This window comes from Advenella sp. RU8, assembly GCF_048381675.1.
Taxonomy (GTDB): domain Bacteria; phylum Pseudomonadota; class Gammaproteobacteria; order Burkholderiales; family Burkholderiaceae_B; genus Advenella.
In genome coordinates this window covers 79,458-98,084 of sequence record NZ_JBLWIS010000006.1, presented here as the reverse complement: position 1 = coordinate 98,084, position 18,627 = coordinate 79,458, and the positions used below count along the sequence as shown (strand labels likewise).

At 51.1% G+C, this 18,627-nt stretch carries 18 protein-coding genes; 7 read left to right on the top strand and 11 right to left on the bottom strand.

Annotation, left to right across the window (positions count from 1 at the left end):
- Positions 1-3: 3 nt before the first annotated feature.
- The 4 genes from ACM5Q9_RS09295 to ACM5Q9_RS09280 all read right to left on the bottom strand — a co-directional run bounded on the left by ACM5Q9_RS09295 (position 4) and on the right by ACM5Q9_RS09280 (position 5,034).
- The gene (locus ACM5Q9_RS09295; RefSeq protein WP_418144449.1) at positions 4-477 is read right to left on the bottom strand and encodes a barstar family protein; all 474 of its coding nucleotides are present in this window, start codon (positions 475-477) and stop codon (positions 4-6) included.
- Complete coding sequence (locus ACM5Q9_RS09290; RefSeq protein ID WP_418144448.1) at positions 474-1,718, bottom strand: patatin-like phospholipase family protein; 1,245 nt, start codon at positions 1,716-1,718, stop codon at positions 474-476. Before ACM5Q9_RS09290 ends, ACM5Q9_RS09295 begins: the two co-directional genes overlap by 4 nt.
- Complete coding sequence (locus ACM5Q9_RS09285) at positions 1,681-3,987, bottom strand: NADP-dependent malic enzyme (protein WP_418144447.1); 2,307 nt, start codon at positions 3,985-3,987, stop codon at positions 1,681-1,683. The genes ACM5Q9_RS09290 and ACM5Q9_RS09285 overlap by 38 nt, the downstream gene beginning before the upstream one ends.
- A 135-nt stretch (positions 3,988-4,122) precedes the next feature.
- Positions 4,123-5,034: a hypothetical protein gene (locus ACM5Q9_RS09280; RefSeq protein WP_418144446.1), complete on the bottom strand. Its 912-nt coding sequence runs from the start codon at positions 5,032-5,034 to the stop codon at positions 4,123-4,125.
- A 170-nt stretch (positions 5,035-5,204) separates the two neighbouring features.
- On the opposite strand from ACM5Q9_RS09280, the gene ACM5Q9_RS09275 reads away from it, so the two are divergent.
- A complete protein-coding gene (locus tag ACM5Q9_RS09275; protein WP_418144445.1) occupies positions 5,205-6,407 on the top strand; it encodes a pyridoxal phosphate-dependent aminotransferase in 1,203 nt (400 codons plus the stop codon).
- Here the strand turns inward: ACM5Q9_RS09275 and ACM5Q9_RS09270 are convergent.
- From ACM5Q9_RS09270 to ACM5Q9_RS09260, 3 genes are all read right to left on the bottom strand, one after another.
- Positions 6,378-7,232, bottom strand: a complete 855-nt coding sequence (locus ACM5Q9_RS09270) for a transglycosylase SLT domain-containing protein (RefSeq protein ID WP_418144510.1) — start codon at positions 7,230-7,232, stop codon at positions 6,378-6,380. The two genes, ACM5Q9_RS09275 and ACM5Q9_RS09270, sit on opposite strands and share 30 nt — an antisense overlap.
- Positions 7,233-7,358: 126 nt before the next feature.
- Positions 7,359-8,294, bottom strand: coding sequence for a glutaminase A (gene glsA, locus ACM5Q9_RS09265; RefSeq protein WP_418144444.1), 936 nt, complete (start codon positions 8,292-8,294; stop codon positions 7,359-7,361).
- Positions 8,295-8,584: 290 nt separating this feature from the next.
- Positions 8,585-9,712, bottom strand: a complete 1,128-nt coding sequence (locus tag ACM5Q9_RS09260) for an RNA-guided endonuclease TnpB family protein (protein ID WP_418144443.1) — start codon at positions 9,710-9,712, stop codon at positions 8,585-8,587.
- A gap of 57 nt (positions 9,713-9,769) precedes the next feature.
- On the opposite strand from ACM5Q9_RS09260, the gene tnpA reads away from it, so the two are divergent.
- Together tnpA and ACM5Q9_RS09250 are read left to right on the top strand one after the other, a co-directional pair.
- A complete protein-coding gene (gene tnpA, locus ACM5Q9_RS09255) occupies positions 9,770-10,189 on the top strand; it encodes an IS200/IS605 family transposase (protein WP_418144442.1) in 420 nt (139 codons plus the stop codon).
- A gap of 150 nt (positions 10,190-10,339) precedes the next feature.
- Positions 10,340-11,884, top strand: a complete 1,545-nt coding sequence (locus tag ACM5Q9_RS09250; RefSeq protein WP_418144509.1) for a UbiD family decarboxylase — start codon at positions 10,340-10,342, stop codon at positions 11,882-11,884.
- Here the strand turns inward: ACM5Q9_RS09250 and ACM5Q9_RS09245 are convergent.
- The 4 genes from ACM5Q9_RS09245 to upp all read right to left on the bottom strand — a co-directional run bounded on the left by ACM5Q9_RS09245 (position 11,841) and on the right by upp (position 13,774).
- On the bottom strand, positions 11,841-12,245 hold the full coding sequence (locus ACM5Q9_RS09245) for a hypothetical protein (RefSeq protein ID WP_418144441.1): 405 nt from the start codon (positions 12,243-12,245) through the stop codon (positions 11,841-11,843). The two genes, ACM5Q9_RS09250 and ACM5Q9_RS09245, sit on opposite strands and share 44 nt — an antisense overlap.
- Positions 12,242-12,634, bottom strand: a complete 393-nt coding sequence (locus ACM5Q9_RS09240) for a phage holin family protein (protein ID WP_418144440.1) — start codon at positions 12,632-12,634, stop codon at positions 12,242-12,244. Before ACM5Q9_RS09240 ends, ACM5Q9_RS09245 begins: the two co-directional genes overlap by 4 nt.
- Positions 12,635-12,658: 24 nt before the next feature.
- Positions 12,659-12,976, bottom strand: coding sequence for a DUF883 family protein (locus ACM5Q9_RS09235; RefSeq protein WP_418144439.1), 318 nt, complete (start codon positions 12,974-12,976; stop codon positions 12,659-12,661).
- Between the two features lie 162 nt (positions 12,977-13,138).
- Positions 13,139-13,774 carry a uracil phosphoribosyltransferase gene (gene upp / locus ACM5Q9_RS09230; RefSeq protein ID WP_418144438.1) on the bottom strand — a complete coding sequence of 212 codons (636 nt, stop codon included), beginning with the start codon at positions 13,772-13,774 and terminating at the stop codon, positions 13,139-13,141.
- A 189-nt stretch (positions 13,775-13,963) separates the two neighbouring features.
- Here upp and queA point away from each other — a divergent pair, with 189 nt between their 5' ends.
- From queA to secD, 4 genes are all read left to right on the top strand, one after another.
- A complete protein-coding gene (gene queA / locus ACM5Q9_RS09225) occupies positions 13,964-15,022 on the top strand; it encodes a tRNA preQ1(34) S-adenosylmethionine ribosyltransferase-isomerase QueA (protein WP_418144508.1) in 1,059 nt (352 codons plus the stop codon).
- A gap of 50 nt (positions 15,023-15,072) precedes the next feature.
- A complete protein-coding gene (gene tgt / locus ACM5Q9_RS09220; RefSeq protein WP_418144437.1) occupies positions 15,073-16,212 on the top strand; it encodes a tRNA guanosine(34) transglycosylase Tgt in 1,140 nt (379 codons plus the stop codon).
- A 53-nt stretch (positions 16,213-16,265) separates the two neighbouring features.
- Entirely contained in the window at positions 16,266-16,613 is a 348-nt protein-coding gene (gene yajC / locus ACM5Q9_RS09215; RefSeq protein WP_302890984.1) for a preprotein translocase subunit YajC, read from the top strand.
- Between the two features lie 66 nt (positions 16,614-16,679).
- The gene (gene secD / locus ACM5Q9_RS09210; RefSeq protein WP_418144436.1) at positions 16,680-18,554 is read left to right on the top strand and encodes a protein translocase subunit SecD; all 1,875 of its coding nucleotides are present in this window, start codon (positions 16,680-16,682) and stop codon (positions 18,552-18,554) included.
- Positions 18,555-18,627 lie beyond the last annotated feature (73 nt).

Genomic DNA, 18,627 nt, shown 5'->3' with positions numbered 1-18,627 from the left:
CGTTTATTTGCCCTGGCTTTCTGCGTAAGGCGCAGGCGCCACACCGGGCTCCGGATCGGAATGCTTGCCCACGTGCTCGATTGAATATACAAAAATCCGTTCCTTGTCTGTGGCAAACTCGAGGGTATCCTTCAGGATACCCTGAATATCCTGGGCATCCTCGGCCAGGGATGGATCACCCGAGTGCAGGTTCTTAATCCAAAGCACCATGCCCTTTTTCTGGTCCAGGAGGGTCTCTCCCAAACAATCCAGCAAGGCATCCATGTTGTTACCAAAGAAAACCGGATAATCCACGGCTTTGGCCAACGCCCTTAAAATAGCAGAACGATTCCTTGCCTTGTCACAATCGGCGGCAAAAAATGCCAGGCCCATTTCTTCAGCCAAGGAAGCAACCTCTTCCATCTTCTCTGTTTTAGCCTTGATTTCTCCGCCTGAGGACAGAATCGTCGTTAAAATATTTTCTGATTTCTTACTCATGATGCGCCCTCATTAAAAAACGCCTTAATTTCATCTATTCGCTGCATCGTATCCATATAAGCAAGATTTATCAACTCTGTTGTAAAATCTGCCTCAAATAATAAATGAGAGGCTACTATACTTCCGGTATGAACGCCACCTTTTGAAGAGACGCCCAACACACGTAAAAACGCACGCACGGTCTGTGGCATGCAATTTAAATGCATCATGGCAATTTCGTCAATAGATTTGCTAGGACTTAGCGTAAGAACATCAATGGTTTTCAAGGCGGGCCGGTCATCAGCCTCTTTGGGAATAGCCTTTAACAAGGAATTGATGCGATGAATTCGCTCAAGATCAATCGAAAGGCCATCCACAAAAATATCAGAAAGGGCATGTCCACCCAATTGCGCCAGCGTTGGATAATTCTCCGAACAGTGATCCAAAGAAACCGCTTCCTGCCGGTTGTGATCGGTCGTGCTGATGACCACCACCTTTTCAGCCCCCAGATGAATCGCCGGGCTAATGGGTGCCAACTGTCGCATGGACCCATCACCACACCACTCGGTATGGTTCTGGACCGGAAGACATTGAGCAGGAAAAACAAACGGGATACCACTGGACGCCATTAAATGGCACAAGTTAATGTCACAGGCAAGCGATTTTCGCCGGACACCTTGCCATTCCTGCATGGTATGTTTGGACTGGTAAAACGTTAAATGAGTGCCCGTGGTATAGCTGGTTGCCGTAATGGCAAGGGCGGACAAATCGTGATTGGCAAGGTTATGCCTGAGATTGTCAAAATGCATGAACCGGCCCAGCAATTGGGCCAAAGGCCGGTTATCAAGCAAAGACTTGGGACTTTGGGACCTGATGAACGGGCTGGCCCAACCAAACATGAGCAGGGACAGCCAACGGGTTGCATTACCAAAAACCCCAACCGGATCAGAACGGTAGACCTGACTGGTTTTAATATTGCTCCAGATATGACGCAGGCGCCTGACTGAAGCATGTGGAAAAGCGGCCCGACAGGCATACCCCGTTGCATTGATTGCCCCGGCGGAAGATCCGCAAATAATCTGGAACGGATTACGAAAACCGGGACTGCGCTGGGGATCAAGGATATCGAGCAGGGCCCAAAGCACCCCTACCTGATAAGCCGCCTTGGCTCCGCCACCGGTAAACACCAATCCAACAGGTGCTTCCCGGTGCGAACCGATACGGTCAGATGCCGGCGAATTTTTGGCGGGGCGTATTGGCATCGACCACCGTCAGGGCCGCCATATTGACAATACGACGCACTGTCGAACTGGCTGTAAGGATATGAACAGGCGCATTGACCCCCAGCAGGAACGGCCCTACTGCCACGTTACCCCCGGCACATGTTTTAAGCAGGTTATAGGCAATGTTACCCGCATCCACATTGGGGCAAATCAACAGGTTGGCACTGCCCGTAAGGGTGCTGGATGGCAGAATACGCTTGCGGACATCTTCGTCCAGCGCTGCATCCGCATGCATTTCACCGTCAATTTCCAGCCCGGGTTCCTGCTCACGGATGATATCCAGGGCGTCACGCATCTTGGAGCCAGACATCGGGTTATCAGTACCGAAGTTGGAACTGGACAATAAAGCAACCTTGGGCTCGATTTGCAAATGACGCATTTCTTCAGCCGCCATCCGTGTAATTTCAGCGATTTCAGCGGCGGTAGGATCGGCATTCACATGAGTATCAGCCACGGCAACGGTTCGCTCGGACATCAGCAGGATATTCATGGCGCCGTAGGTTGAAACACCTGGCACTTTACCTATGACCTGATCAACCAGGCGCAGGTGATTGGCGTAAGTACCAACCGTACCGCAAATCATGCCATCAGCATCACCCAGCTTGACCATCATGGCACCAATCAAGGTCAAGCGACGGCGCATTTCAACCCGGGCAAATTCCTGGGTCACGCCTTTGCGATTCATCATTTCCCAGTAAGTCGTCCAGTACTGTTTGAAGCGTGGATCATTTTCAGAGTTGGTCACATCAACGTCTTCACCTAAACGAATTCGCAGGCCAAATTGGCGTATCCGGCTTTCAAGAACAGAGGGGCGACCAACCAGGATGGGTCGGCAAATTTTCTCATCGATCAGAACCTGTACCGCACGCAAAACACGCTCGTCTTCGCCTTCGGTAAACACGATACGGGATTTGCCACCTTCGCGGACATATGAACGGGCCAGTGAGAACATGGGTTTCATGAAAGAACCGGAATGATAGACAAACTGCTGCAGCTGTTCTGCATAGGCACCCAGGTCTTCAATGGGGCGGGTGGCCACACCGTCTTCCATTGCCGCCTTGGCAACGGCGGGGGCAATCCTGACAATCAAGCGAGGATCAAAGGGTTTGGGAATGAGATAGCCAGGCCCAAAATCAAGCTGGTTGCCACCGTAAGCAGTTGCCACAATATCGTTTGGCTCTTCTTGGGCCAATTTGCAAATGGCGTATACCGCCGCTTTTTCCATACCTCGGGTAATCGTTGTCGCACCTACGTCCAGCGCACCCCTGAAAATATAAGGGAAGCAAAGCACGTTATTGACCTGGTTGGGATAATCGGAGCGGCCGGTGGCCATCACGATATCATCACGCACGGCATGCGCATCCGCAGGCAGGATTTCAGGACTTGGGTTGGCCAGCGCCAGGATCAGCGGGTTATTGTTCATTTTCAACAGCATTTCAGGCTTAAGAACACCACCTGCCGACAGGCCCAGGAAAGCATCAGCACCTTCAATGACCTCACCCAATTTACGCAATGGGGTCTCTTGAGCGAAACGCTCTTTGGCAGGGTCCATCAATTCCTTGCGTCCCTTGTAAACCACCCCTTCAATATCTGTAACCCAGATATTTTCAACCGGCAAGCCTAGATCAACCAACAAGTCAAGGCAAGCTAGTGCAGCAGCCCCTGCTCCGGATGTAACCAGTTTAATTTTCTTGATATCCTTGCCAACCACCTTCAGGCCGTTCAGGAAGGCGGAAGCAACCGTAATCGCTGTACCGTGCTGGTCATCATGAAAAACCGGGATTTTCATGCGCTCACGCAGTTTTTTCTCTACCGTAAAGCATTCTGGCGCCTTGATGTCCTCAAGGTTGATACCACCAAAAGTGGGCTCGAGGCCGGCGATGATCTCGACCAGTTTATCGGGATCGTTCTCGTTGATTTCGATATCGAAAACATCGATACCGGCAAATTTCTTGAACAGGACGGCTTTACCTTCCATTACAGGCTTCGCAGCCAGAGGGCCGATATTGCCCAATCCCAGCACGGCCGTTCCGTTGGTAATCACACCAACCAAATTACCACGGGCAGTATATTGAATCGCATTGGCTGGATTGCTAACGATTTCATCGCACGCAGCCGCCACACCGGGCGAGTAAGCCAGCGCCAGATCGCGCTGGTTTGACAATTGTTTGGTTGGCGTTACGGAAATCTTGCCAGGACGGCCTTTTTTATGATATTCCAAAGCAGCAGCGCGTAAACTTTCATCCATTTTTGAATCCTGTACTGACTAGTGTATGAGTATTGAGCTCTCTATCATACGAAAAATACGCATGAATTGCACGATGAATCACTCAATTTGTGCGCCTGCTCCCTAAAGACGCCTTCACGGCCTTTTACGGAGCGCTCAAAGACACTCGTCCAAATAAAGAAAGAGGCCGGACGGATCAAACAATCCCTTGACCCTGCCTTCCACATGGGTAATCGAATGCACCAGGCGCTCCCTCTCCTGCTCGCTTAACACGGCCTTCCCCGGCGTTACCAACGGTGCCTGGGGCATTTTGCGAATCACCATTTCCTGGGCCCAAACCAGCGTTGCCCGGTGCCCCAAAAACAAGCGGGCCAGGTTGATATCCGCATGCAGGGCCTTGAGCGCATCCAGTCGATATGAAAAAGGCCAACACGCCAAGCCCAGGCTCCATTCAACATCGTCTTCACGCAAAAGCTCAAACAGATTGGGAATAATTCTTTGCAAGCTTGGAATGGAAAGCGGAGACTCGTCATTAACCCCAAAACCACCCAAAACAGCGGTTTTACCGTCAGCAAACATAACATGAATCCGCTCCAGCCCCGAAGTATGGGTATAACCGGGCCTGACATCATGATATTCCGGGCTTGCCAGCCAGTGCGCAAGCGTCACCTCAGCCGGTACATGCTCAAATTGACAGTACCCCATTGCCAGCAACTGGCCAGCGGTAGCTGCCGGCTGGGCCAGGCAGGCATTATCGCCCAAGGGCTCCACTTGCGACAAAGCGGGTTCAAGCCTGACACTCAGGCATGAACGGCCAATCACGTTATCCCGCACGGCAATCCCGTCCAGTACCATAGCAGCATCATATTCAGCACACAGCGCCTGTAAATGCAGTGCATCGGCAAGCCGGCTGATGGTTACCGACGCGGCACCATACCCCTCAAGCTCACCCTGATCCCGGATTTGCCCCTTGACAGAGCGGGCAACCCGTTGACAAAAATTTTGCCATGGGCTCTGGCTGACCGCTTTTTTGCCAAAACTCAAAAACGCACGACGATTCATGGTCATAATGACATTGCCACCTGAAAACAATTAAACAAACTGGCACATTTTAAGTGCTACACCACGGATGTGAATGACGGGATGCCATTCACAAACTACAATCCCTATTATATTCAGCCGAATTGCCCTGATTTCGGCTAGTGTCTGCTGTTTTATTTTTTGCCACCGAGCTTACAATGTCACGTATTGCCAACCGAATAGAAGAAGCCCTGACTTTTCAGGCTGTGGAAGTTACCAAAACAGCCCAAAAGCTGAAAGAGCAAGGACAAGATATTATCAGCCTTGGAATTGGTGAGCCCGACTTCACCGCCCCCTCCATCGTTGTGGAAACCCTTAACCATGCAGCAGAGGCCGGTTTAAGCGGTTACAGCCCGGCACTGGGCATCACTCAATTACGGGCGGAAATTGCCCATTATTACCAAAAAAAATTTAGTGCCCGCGTCAATCCCGAGCAGGTGATTATCACCTCAGGAGCCTCTGGCGCCCTGTCCCTGGCCTGCCTAAGCACACTGAACCCGGGTGATGAAATCCTGATGCCAGACCCGGCCTATCCAGCCAACAGCAACTTTATCATTTGTGCCGGCGCCAGGCCCCGCCTGATACCCTGCACGGCAGAAGAACGGTTTCAGCTTTCAGCCGAAAAAATCATTGCCAACTGGAGCAGCAAAACCCGTGGCGTCTTGATTGCCTCCCCTAGCAACCCTACCGGCACGTCCGTCGATCCTGAAGAACTGAAAAAAATATTCAAGGCGGTCAAAGCACGTAACGGCCTGGTCATCATGGATGAAATTTATCTGGGACTGAGTTATGACCGTGAGCCGATTTCGGCCCTGGCGATTGACCCGGACATTATCGTCATCAACAGTTTTTCAAAATATTTTCACATGACCGGCTGGCGTTTGGGCTGGATGATCGTTCCTGAAGACATTGTGCCCGCTGTAGAAAAGCTCGCCAGCAGTCTTTGCATTTGCCCCCCTACCCTGGCCCAGCATGCAGCCATCACCTGTTTTACCGATGAAGCCATGGCCATTTACGAAAAACGCCGGCTTGCCTTTAAAGAGCGCAGGGATTATCTGCTGCCAGAGCTTGAACGACTGAAGCTGAAAGTACCGGTCGTACCCGATGGCGCCTTCTACATTTATGCCGATATCAGCTATTATGCCAATGACAGTGAAGCATTTGCCCGGGGCTTGTTGAATGAAACCGGTGTGGTAGTCATTCCCGGCCTTGATTTCGGACCGGAACATGCCAGCCGCATGATTCGCATTTCTTATGCAACCGGCCTGGATCGACTGAAAGAAGCGATTGCCCGGATGGAGCCTTTCCTGCAAAAACTGGCGGACAGACAATCAATAGAACTGCCCCAGGTTCTTGCCTAAAGGAATCCCTGATTCAAGCGCAATGCGCTGGCGCTCAGCCTGGACCCTTGCGGCATAACCACTGCCGCCATTAGGGCCTGTTGCCCCAACGTAGCAGGCCAGTCCGCCGTCCACCGACCCCCTGCGCTTGATGCAATCACGCAATATCCGGGTACCCACGCGCACATTGGCCACCGGATTCAGGGCAGACAGCTTGCCGCCATAAAACTCATCAAATTTTTCGGCATGCACCCGGGTAAGCACTTGCATCAGCCCTTGTGCGCCCACATGACTTTCAGCGAAAGGGTTATAACGTGACTCAACCGCAATGACTCCCAACACCAGCAGGGGGTCAAGGTCTTTTTCACGGGCGTTTTCATAAACGGTAAGAATCAGCGAGCCAGTAACATTTCGGGCCACCTTGAACTTGCGGGCAATGTAATCCCTTAACAACTGCGCCTCGTGTGCGGGCACACCAGGCAGGCTGAACTGCGGCTGGTCAATCGTCAGGTTGGCAAAAAAGCCCTTTTCCGTTGCGGCTTCTTCTCCGCTCACGATCTCTGTAGAAACATCTTGCCTGGATCGCTCATATTGATCGTTCACCGCAAACAGGCTAAGAAAATCCTGCTCGGACACCATGGAGTTATCGGGTTCAAGCGCATCAAGCACCGCCAGCCTCACCTGCTGGAACCGATCCTGTGCTGCTGGCAAGATGAAGATGGCCGCTACCAGCACCATCGCCGCAATGCCAAGATACATGACCATCAAGCGAATAAAGTCATGAAAAAAAGAAACAATACCCTGACGAACCTGTCGGGCTTGCGGGCTGATATCAAACAAAGCCATCATTCATTTTCAACAAACGGACAAAGCCTGACTATAACCTGAAAACCATATACCAGGTTGCCATATACGCTTAAACGCCGGGGCTGCTTTTTAGGGAGCAACCAGGAGAGCGGGATGTCAGGCACATTAAGCTCCCTTATACAAATTAAAGCCCAATATCTTGGCTACGGCAGCAACCATTTTCTGTCCACGTACGCTATTTCCCACTTTATCCAAGGGCGGTGCAAAAGCAGCAATACCCATGACACCCGGAACCACAGCCAAAATACCACCGCCAACACCGCTTTTACCTGGTAAACCCACGGTATAAGCCCAATCACCTGAACTGTCATACAGACCTTCCATGGTCATTTCTGCCAAAATACGAGGCGTGTTTTCAGGTTTCAATACCCTTTCTTTCGTTAATGGATTAATACCACCCGAGGCCAAGGTCGCTCCCATGGTCGCCAGTTCAACAGTCGTTAATAAAGTAGAGCATTGACGCGTATACACATCACAAGCTTCCATGGGATCACAATACATATAACCCGCTGAGTGCAATAACCATGCTATCGCACGATTGTGAGAATTAGTGCTTTGTTCCGATTCGTTTAACTCGGCAGATAATGCAATTTGTCCTGAGCCCATTTGGCGCTGCATCAACAATATGCGTTGCCAACGCTCTTCTACGGAATGGGCCTTGACCAAGCTGGTGCTCGCTATCGCGCCTGCATTCACCAACGGGGACAAAGGTTTGCCTCCATGTAAATCCAACGCCATTACGGAATTAAATGGCATACCTGTAGCTTCTGCACCTATTTTTTCTTGTACAACTTCTGATCCCCAATCCTCCAGCAATAAAGCCAAAGTACACACTTTGGAAATTGACTCAATCGCAAAACGATACTGCGCCTCACCGGCTGAAACCACATCCCCCCGAGTCGTAACTACAGCAACAGCCGCCAAATTGCCGGGGATATTCGCTAAAAAAGGAATGTAGTCGGCATTAGCACCGCCAGGTATCTGGCTAAACTGCTGATAAGCCTGCTCTACTGCTAATTTGGTTTTTTGTAAATCCAGCATAATAGCCATTTCCTTATTAATTTACCTATCTCAAACATGACTTATCAATAACAATAAGCCGGCAATCGTTTCAGGATCAATTTTTTCACCATCCAAATATCTCATTAAAACTCGCCGCCCATTTCCCACGAGCTCAGCAGTTAAAAGCGTGGCCTCTTGACTTATATTGACACATTCCCACCATCAAGCCTACCGGCTATGCTGGGGGAATCTTTGCGACCCATAGCAATCTGCATTGCTACCTTTCGCCAATACACTTACGCTGATAAGTATTGTATTGGGGGAACTCTTTATGCAGTAGCAAGTCCTGCCACATCAGCTAACGCTTGGGCGCGTATATTGTTGCTTGCATTGATATCACGGTCATGCCGGGCGTGACAGCCAGGACACGTCCAAACACGCACAGACAACGGCAAACGCTCTAGCTTATGATGACAATGTGAGCAAATTTTGCTACTGGCAAAGAACCGGTCTACCCTGAGTATGTTTTTACCGTACCACTTTGCCTTGTAAGTAAGCAAGGTGACAAACTGCCCCCAGCCTGTATCACTCATCGCTTTGGCCAGTTTACGGTTTTTTACCATGTTTTTTACACCTAAATCCTCTAAGGCATAGCTTGTCGCTTGGTTCTCACAGATAAGACTATGGGTGATTTGATGGTGTAGGTCCAGGCGCTGGTGACGTACTTTTTCGTGAATACGGGCAACGGCTAGTTTCTGTTTTTGATAGTTCTTACTGGCCTTGTGTTTGCGGGCAAAGATTTTTTGCTGTATGGCAAGGCGTTTGCCTGCTTTGGCTAAATGCGTTGGATTGTCAAATTTACTGCCGTCTGACAAGGTGAGCAGGTGACGAATGCCTAAATCAATGCCAACGGTCAAATTGGGCTCAATGGTAGTCGGTGTTGGCAATACCTCGTCGTTCTCAACCAGTACGCTTGCATAATATTTGCCCGTGGCCGTTTTGCTAATCGTAACGGTTTTGACTTTCCCCACGAATTCACGGCTAAAGACCGCTTTAATGCCCTTGAGCTTGGGTAGATGGATAACGCCTTGCACAAAGTCCAAGGTGCAATGTTGGGGGCATTGGTAGCTACGCTGTGGAATTTTCCTGGATTTGAAACGTGGAAACTGGGCACTTCCTTTGAAAAAGCCAGTAAAAGCGGTATAGACGTTTAATAAGGCGTTCAGTAACGACTGGCTATTCACTTCATTCAACCAGGCGTATTTAGCTTTTTTCTTTTTCTTGACGAGCTGACTTTGGATTTGGGTGCGTGTTAACGATTTTTTGAACATCGCATAATAGCGTTTTTGCAATGCCAGCGACCAATTGAACACAAAACGACTACAGCCAAAATGCTTTTCAATCAACAAGGCTTGTTCCCGGTTTGGATAAATCCTGTATTTATAGGCTTTTAGCATCGCTTGTCAGGCTAGTGAAATATAGGTATAAACTAGCATTATTTATACTTGGTGTCAATGATGAATAATCAGATAAAATCACATTACCACTGTGTTTATAAACTTACTTACCATTTAGTGTTAGTCACTAAATACCGCAGAAAGTGCTTTACGGACGATATGCTTGACAGGCTCAAAATTATGATTACCAACCTTTGCCAAAAATGGGAAGTTCAGTTGCTGGCGTTCAATGGCGAAGCCGATCATGTTCATTTACTGCTTGATATGCACCCTAATATCATGCCAAGCAAGTTTATCAATAATCTGAAAACGGTCACCAGCCGTTTAATGAGAAAGGAATTTGCAACGCATTTAGCCCAGTTTTACTGGAAACCTGTACTGTGGACCAGGGCATATTGTTTACTGACGACGGGTGGTGCCACTATTGACACGATTAGGCAGTATATCGAAAAACAGGAACGCCCTGATAGGACGTGAGTGCTTACATCTCCACCTAAATCAGAGATGATAGGTGGAGAATTACGCACGTTTAGTTCAACAGTAATAAATAAGATGCGGCATGCGCCAATGGCCACCGGATACCCTATAATGAATCTTCTTTATCAAACTTCTGATAGGTCGAATAAATTGAAATACCGTGACCTGCGTGACTTCCTCAGTCAGCTCGAAAAACTGAATAACCTGAAAGCCATTCAAATACCGGTTTCCACCCATCTTGAAATGACGGAAATCAGCGATCGCGTATTGCGCAAGGAAGGGCCCGCCCTGCTTTTTGAAAAAACCATGCACAATGGCCAGCTTTCTGACATACCGGTTCTTGCCAACCTGTTTGGCACCCCCCAGCGGGTTGCATGGGGCATGGGAGCCGAAAGCACCAGCGCCCTTAAGGAAATTGGCGAATTGCTGGCTACCCTGCGTGAGCCTGAAGCCCCCAAAAGCCTGAGAGACGCTTTTGGCAAAGTCTCCATGCTTAAATCGGCCCTGTGGGACATGGCGCCCAAAATGCATCGCCACGCCCCCTGCCAGGAAATTATTTTTGAAGGCGATGACGTTGACCTTAACCGCCTGCCAATCCAAAAATGCTGGCCGGGCGATGTGGCGCCCCTGATTACCTGGGGCCTGGTCATTACCAAAGGCCCACTTGCCAAGCGCCAAAACCTTGGCATTTACCGCCAGCAATTGATTGGCCGCAATAAATTAATCATGCGCTGGCTGTCACATCGTGGCGGTGCCCTTGATTTCCGTGATTTCGCGCTAGCTAACCCGGGCAAGCCGTTTCCCATCGCCGTTGCGCTGGGGGCAGACCCGGCCACCATCCTGGGTGCCGTGACGCCTGTTCCCGACAGCCTGTCGGAATACCAGTTTGCCGGCCTGCTACGCGGCTCGCGCACAGAGCTGGTCAAGGCGATTGGCAGTGATTTATCCATTCCCGCTTCGGCAGAAATCGTCCTTGAAGGGCATATCCTGCCATCATCCGATCCACGGGCCCTGGCACCCGCGGTCCCCGAAGGCATGACGCCACCCAAACAATCCGCTTACGAAATGGCACTGGAAGGCCCTTATGGCGACCATACCGGCTATTACAACGAGCAGGACTGGTTCCCGGTATTTACGGTTGAGCGCATTACCATGCGCAAAAACCCCATCTACCATTCAACCTACACCGGCAAACCACCCGATGAGCCTGCTGTACTGGGGGTTGCCCTTAACGAGGTGTTCGTTCCCCTGCTACGCAAGCAATTACCTGAAATCGTCGACTTCTACCTGCCACCGGAAGGTTGCAGCTACCGGCTGGCGGTGGTTTCCATCCGCAAACAGTATGCAGGCCATGCCAAACGCGTCATGTTTGGTGTCTGGAGCATTCTGCGCCAGTTCATGTATACCAAATTCATTATTGTGGTTGATGACGATGTAGACACCCGAGACTGGAAAGAAGTCGTCTGGGCCATGACAACCCGGATGGACCCGGTACGCGACACGCTACTGGTGGAAAACACCCCCATTGATTACCTGGACTTTGCCTCTCCGGTTTCTGGCTTGGGCGGCAAAATGGGGCTGGATGCCACCAATAAATGGCCAGGCGAAACCCAACGGGAATGGGGCACCCCCATCCAGCGGGATCCTGATGTCAAAACCCGGGTGGATTCTCTATGGAAGGATCTGGGTTTGTAGCCACCGGCTGGCGGGAAGGCGACTTGCTTTCCCGACTCTGGAATTTATGGTACACAAACCAGGAAACCGCCGCCAGCACCACCGGCTTAAGCACTTTTGAACGGGTTTTGCTGGAGCGCAGCAAAAACCGGCCAACCAGCAGGCTAAGACGTGGGTTCTTTTCCAGGTAAGCAAACAAGGTTGAAGGAATGCCAGTCATGCGGGATAAGCCCAGGCTGCCGCTTTGCCACAATTGCTGCCTCAGCGCACGCGGAGAAGCCGAGAGGCTCAGTTTCCTGAAGCTCAGGCTGGCAATTTCCCGCTCGACGTCTATCCGGGCAACCAGCAACTGTTTGTGCAACTCCCGTTCTTTTCGGTTCATGGGCGCTCCTCTGTGGCTGCTGCCGTGTTGCCCCGCAGACACTGCGCATCATCTTGCAAGGCCTTGACCGTTGCAGAAAACGGCAGATTTTTCCTGATGAGACAGGAACGGACATAGAAAAAGCAGGCCAGTGCAGCCAGGGTATGAAACAACACCAGCCCCAGCAACACGACAAAACGGTATTCGGTACCCCAAAAATACAGGCCAACCAATACAGTTGCGCTCATGAGGGCCAAGATGAAAAAAACGAAACCAAACATGCTCAACCACAGCATGCCCAGCATACGCTCTTTTTCTTCGGCCACTTCAAGCCCAAACAACTCCATGCGGGTGGCAGCGATTTTAAACAGGCTGCCAACCGCATTTTTCAGATCATGCCTGACGGTCATAAAGGCGATACCCTTTAATAATGCTTAACGACGACCAATGATAACACCCAACAACAAGCCGGCCAGACCCACCATGCCAATTGAGCGCCATGGATTTTCATGTACGTACTCATCGGTCACCCGCACGGCTTCCTTGCTTTGGACAATCGCTTTTTCCTGGGTTTCCTTGAAGCTGTCAGTCGCCCGGTGAATGGCATTCATCGCCCTTGCCCTTAATTCATGCGCTTTTTCTTCACCGGCACCTGCGGCCTCTTTCAACAACGATTCAGCATCTTCAATACTTTTGCGCAGGCTTTCCAGCAACTGCTCTTCGGTTTGCTCCAGACTTTTTCGTACGGCCATTTGCTTTCTCCAAAAAGTTAAGGGGTTCGAAACATCATATATGATTTTTGGGAATCACCCTAGATAAAACACTTAAAAAAAGTGTCAACTTATTGTTTCATGTATAACAACAAGGCAACAGGCGAATCGCCCCAATATAAAAACTGCCTGGTGGATGACACCTTAATCTTTCTGCCGGGTGCCAAAAATCCGGTCACCGGCATCACCCAAACCGGGAATGATATAGCCATTTTCGTTCAAACCCTCATCAACTGAAGCCGTATAAATATCCACATCAGGATGAAGGCTAAGCACTTTTTCAATGCCCACCGGTGCCGCCACCAGAACCAGAGCGCGGATCTCGCGGCAACCAGCCGCCTTCAGCATGTCAATGGTTGCCACCATGGAACCGCCGGTAGCCAGCATCGGATCGATAATCAGGGCAATCCGCTGGTCCAGGTCACCCACCAGTTTTTTCAGATAAGTGCCGGCCTCAAGGGTTTCTTCATTGCGGGCAATGCCTACTGCGCTGACCTTGGCACCCGGGATCAAAGAAAGAACGCCTTCCAGCATGCCAATACCGGCACGCAAGATAGGCACCACCGTCACTTTCTTGCCGGCAATCTTTTCCACCACCACATTTCCGCACCACCCCTTGATGGTCGTATTTTCAAGCGGAAAGTCTTTAGTGGCCTCGTAAGTAAGCAATGCCGAAATTTCCTGGGCCAGTTCGCGAAAACTTTTGGTACTCAGATCTGCACTGCGCATGATGCCCAGTTTATGTCTGATAAGGGGGTGCCGGATCTCGTGGATGGCCATAATTTCTCCGATGGATTCACAAATCAATATATTCGGTCTGCCAGCCTTGGAAAGGGGCATAACTTTCCCGATCCATTCATTTCAATGGCGTAGGGTTAAACTCGCTTTATAATAACCCCTTCCGCGGCGATGACCATGCCGAATGATAATACGCCCTCCGATATTTTTCCATTTACCTTTGCTGTTTTCATGTATCAGATCAATAATACGCTAACTGTTGCCGACTTCAATTATGAGTTGCCACAAGCGCTTATCGCCCAAACACCTCCTGCCTCTCGCGGACAAAGCCGCCTGTTGCATATCGACCCGCAAGACCAGCTGCACGACCTTGCCTTTCCCGATATCGTGAAACTGCTCAAACCCAACGACCTGCTTGTCTTTAACAATACAAAGGTCATCAAGGCACGCCTGCACGGTCAAAAACAAAGTGGCGGAAAAATCGAAGCCCTGATCGAGCGCATTATCGAACCTACCCGCACCCTGGCACACATCAAGTCCAGCAAATCACCCAAGCCAGGCACCAGGCTGGTTTTTGAAAACGCCTTTGAAGCGGAAGTGCTTGGCCGCGAAGGTGAATTGTTTGACCTTCGCTTTCCTGGCAATGTGCTGGACCTGCTGGATCAATACGGTGCAACACCTTTGCCACCGTATATCCAGCACGACGCCGATTCATCCGATGAACAGCGCTATCAAACCGTCTACGCCCAGGAACCCGGTGCGGTAGCCGCACCGACTGCCGGCCTGCATTTTGACGATGCCCTGTTACAGGAACTAAAAGCCGCCGGTATTGCCTGTGCCTTTGTCACCTTGCATGTGGGTGCAGGCACCTTTCAGCCGGTACGGGTTGAACAGCTAAAAGACCATATCATGCATGCCGAGTGGTATACCGTTGGACAGGAAACCGTGGATGCCATTTTACAAGCCCGGGCCAACGGTGGACGCGTGATTGCCGTAGGCACGACCAGCGTGCGTGCGCTGGAATCGGCAGCCCATCAAGGTGGCCTGGCCGGGCCAAAATGTCCGCTTGCCCACTCGGCCGATACCCGCCTGTTCATTACCCCAGGCTACGAGTTCCAGGTCATTGACGGGCTCCTTACCAATTTTCACCTGCCCCAATCCACCCTGCTCATGCTGGTTTCTGCCCTCTGTGGGCTTGACACCATGCGCCATGCCTATCAACATGCCATCCAGCAACAATACCGTTTTTTCAGCTATGGTGACGCCATGTTCATCTCGCCACGCGCCTAAACCAAACGCAGCCCATCTGCCCCGATCAAAATTATTTATATAGAAAAGATATGTCAGGACTCAAGTTTGAACTGTTAAAAACCGAAGGTAAGGCCCGACGCGCCAGCATTACCCTGAACCATGGCACCGTGCAAACGCCAATGTTCATGCCGGTAGGCACCTATGGCAGTGTCAAGGCCATGTTGCCGCACGAGCTCGAAGAAATCGGCTCCCAGGTTATTCTGGGCAACACTTTCCACCTTTGGCTACGTCCGGGTACCGAGGTGATTGAAAAACACGGCGGGTTGCATCAATTCATGCAATGGAACAAGCCCATCCTGACCGATTCCGGTGGCTTTCAGGTCTTCAGCCTCAGTGACCTGCGCAGCAAAATAACCGAAGAAGGCGTAAAGTTCTCTTCACCCATTGATGGCGCCAAGCTGCTGCTGACACCCGAAGAGTCCATGCGCATCCAGCGCTCCCTGAATTCCGATATCGTCATGGTATTTGATGAATGCACGCCCTACATGATTGATGGCCGGCCGGCCACGCAAGAAGAGGCGGCCCGTTCCATGCGCATGTCGCTACGCTGGGCCAAACGCTCCAAGGACGCCTTTAACAAACTGGAAAACCCCAACGCCCTGTTTGGCATTGTCCAGGGGGGCATGTATGAGTCCCTGCGCGATGAGTCCCTCGCCGGGCTGACCGATATCGGATTCCATGGCTATGCCATCGGCGGCCTGTCAGTGGGTGAGCCCAAAGAAGACATGTTGCGTATTTTGCAGCACATCACGCATCAACTGCCTGAAAATGCCCCCCGTTACTTGATGGGCGTGGGCACCCCCGAAGACCTGGTTGATGGTGTCTCCAACGGCGTTGACATGTTTGACTGCGTCATGCCTTCACGCAATGCCCGCAATGGCTGGCTGTTTACCCGCTTTGGCGACATCAAGATCCGTAACGCCCGTTACAAGGATGATACCCGTCCACTGGATCCGAGCTGCCACTGCCATACCTGCAGCCATTTTTCCCGCGCCTACTTGCATCACCTGCAAAAAGCCAATGAAATTACCGGTGCCCGCCTGAACACCCTTCACAATCTGCATTACTATCTGAACCTGATGAAAGAAATGCGCACGGCACTGGAAAACGGCACGTTTGCACAATGGAAAGAACAATTCGCAAAAGATCGCGCAAGAGGCATCGAATAATCAAGTTCCGCTACAATATCCCGTTAATATAATTATTTTTTTGGAGTTACCCCATGCTGGCAACAGATTTATCACAACTTATTATCGCTCAAGCCGCCCCCGAGGGTGCCGCAGGTGGATTGGCAAGCTTTTTACCAATCATCCTCATGTTTGTGGTGCTTTATTTCATGATGATCCGCCCACAAATGAAACGCCAGAAAGAACATAAAGCCATGGTCGAAGCACTGGCCAAAGGTGATGAAGTGATTACTTCAGGTGGCCTGCTGGGTAAAGTCAGCAAGGTAACCGACAACTACATTACCATTGAAGTGGCTGAACTGGCCGAAAAACCCGTTGAAGTCCTGCTGCAGCGCGGAGCCGTTACCAATATTCTGCCCAAAGGCACCATCAAATCCCTATAAGGCTGCCCTGCCCTTAATTTTTTAAGGGCTTTCTTTTTTTAATCAACATATTTATACGGCTACGGCATGAACCGCTATCCTCTCTGGAAATACCTAATGGTACTGGTTGCATTGGTAATCGGTATTATTTACACCATCCCGAACTTTTTCGGGGAATCGCCTGCTGTCCAGGTTTCTAGCGCAAACGTTACACTCAAGGTCGATCAACAACTGTTAAGCCGCGTTGACAATATCCTTAAACAGAATAACCTTCCTTACACGGGCTCCTATTTTCAGCAAAATGGTCCGGTGGGCACCATCCGCATCCGCTTTGATTCCACCGACAACCAACTCAAGGCCAAAGACATTCTTGAGCGCAGCCTGAATACCAATACACAAGAGCCCGATTATACGGTTGCCCTGAACCTGCTGTCCGGATCGCCCGACTGGCTGACCAACCTTGGCGCAAACCCCATGTACCTGGGCCTTGACTTGCGTGGCGGCGTCCACTTCCTGCTGCAGGTTGACATGAAAGGCGCCCTGGAATCGCGCTACGACACCCTGACCACCGACATCCGCAGCATTCTGCGCGATCAGAAAATAGAGGTTGAATCCGTCAACAAGGTAGGCGCCAGCATTGTATCCACTTTTGCCTCCGAGAACGACCGCAACAAAGCCGTCGGTGCGTTCCGCAACCGCATCAATGAACTGACCTTTACCGAATCTGTCGACAATGGCAAATTCATCCTGACCGGACAAATCAGCCCAAGCGAAATCGCCCGGGTAGAGCAAACCGCCCTCAAACAAAACATTCTTACCCTGCATAACCGCATCAATGAATTGGGCGTTGCCGAACCGGTGATTCAGCAACAGGGCAACGACCGTATTGTTGTCCAGTTGCCCGGCATCCAGGATGTGGCCAAAGCCAAGGAAATTCTTGGCCGTACCGCCACCCTGCAATTGCGCATGGTCGATGACTCCCCCGCAGCCATGTCTGCCCTGGCCAGTGGCACGGTGCCATTCGGACTGGAGTCTTTCAAGGACAGTGATGGCCGTCCCATTCTGGTGCGCCGCCAGGTCCTGCTGACTGGTGAAAACCTGGAAAACGCCCAGGCCGGCCGTAACCAGCAAACCCAGGAACCTACCGTCAATCTGACCCTGGACAACAAGGGAGCCCGCATTTTCCGCGATACCACCCGCGATAACATTGGCAAACGGCTGGCGATTATCCTGTTTGAAAACAACCGTGGACAAGTCGTGACCGCACCGGTTATTCGCAGTGAAATCCCCAACGGACAAGTTGAAATTTCAGGCAGCATGACGGCCCAGCAGGCGGCCGACGTATCCCTGTTGCTGCGTGCCGGTTCATTGGCCGCGCCCATGAGCATTATCGAGGAGCGCACGATTGGCCCAAGCCTGGGTGCGGAAAACATCAAGAAAGGGTTTGATTCCACCCTGTACGGCTTCATCATGATTGCCGTATTCATGATTATTTACTACCACCTGTTTGGCATTTTCTCCTCCCTGGGTCTGATCTTCAACGTATTGCTGCTGCTGGCACTGCTCTCCATGCTGCAGGCCACGCTTACCCTGCCAGGTATTGCTGCGCTGGCCCTGACCCTGGGCATGGCGATTGACGCGAACGTGCTGATCAATGAACGGATCCGCGAAGAACTGCGAAACGGTGCTTCACCTCAACAGGCGATCAACATCGGCTTTGACAAGGCATGGGGGACCATTCTTGACTCAAACCTGACCTCCCTGATTGTTGGTCTGGCATTGCTGGCCTTTGGTAGTGGCCCCATCCGTGGCTTTGCCGTGGTGCATACCCTTGGCATCCTGACCTCCATGTTCTCTTCCGTCGTGGGTGTCCGGGCACTGGTCAACCTTTGGTATGGCAGCCGTAAAAAGCTCAAGACCCTGGCCATCGGTACTGTCTGGAAACCGGATGCAGAGAAATAAATGCATTCACCCGCAAGCAAGGCTTAACACGTAAACAATGTTCCTGAACCCGAGCGGTTCAGGAGCCGGGAAT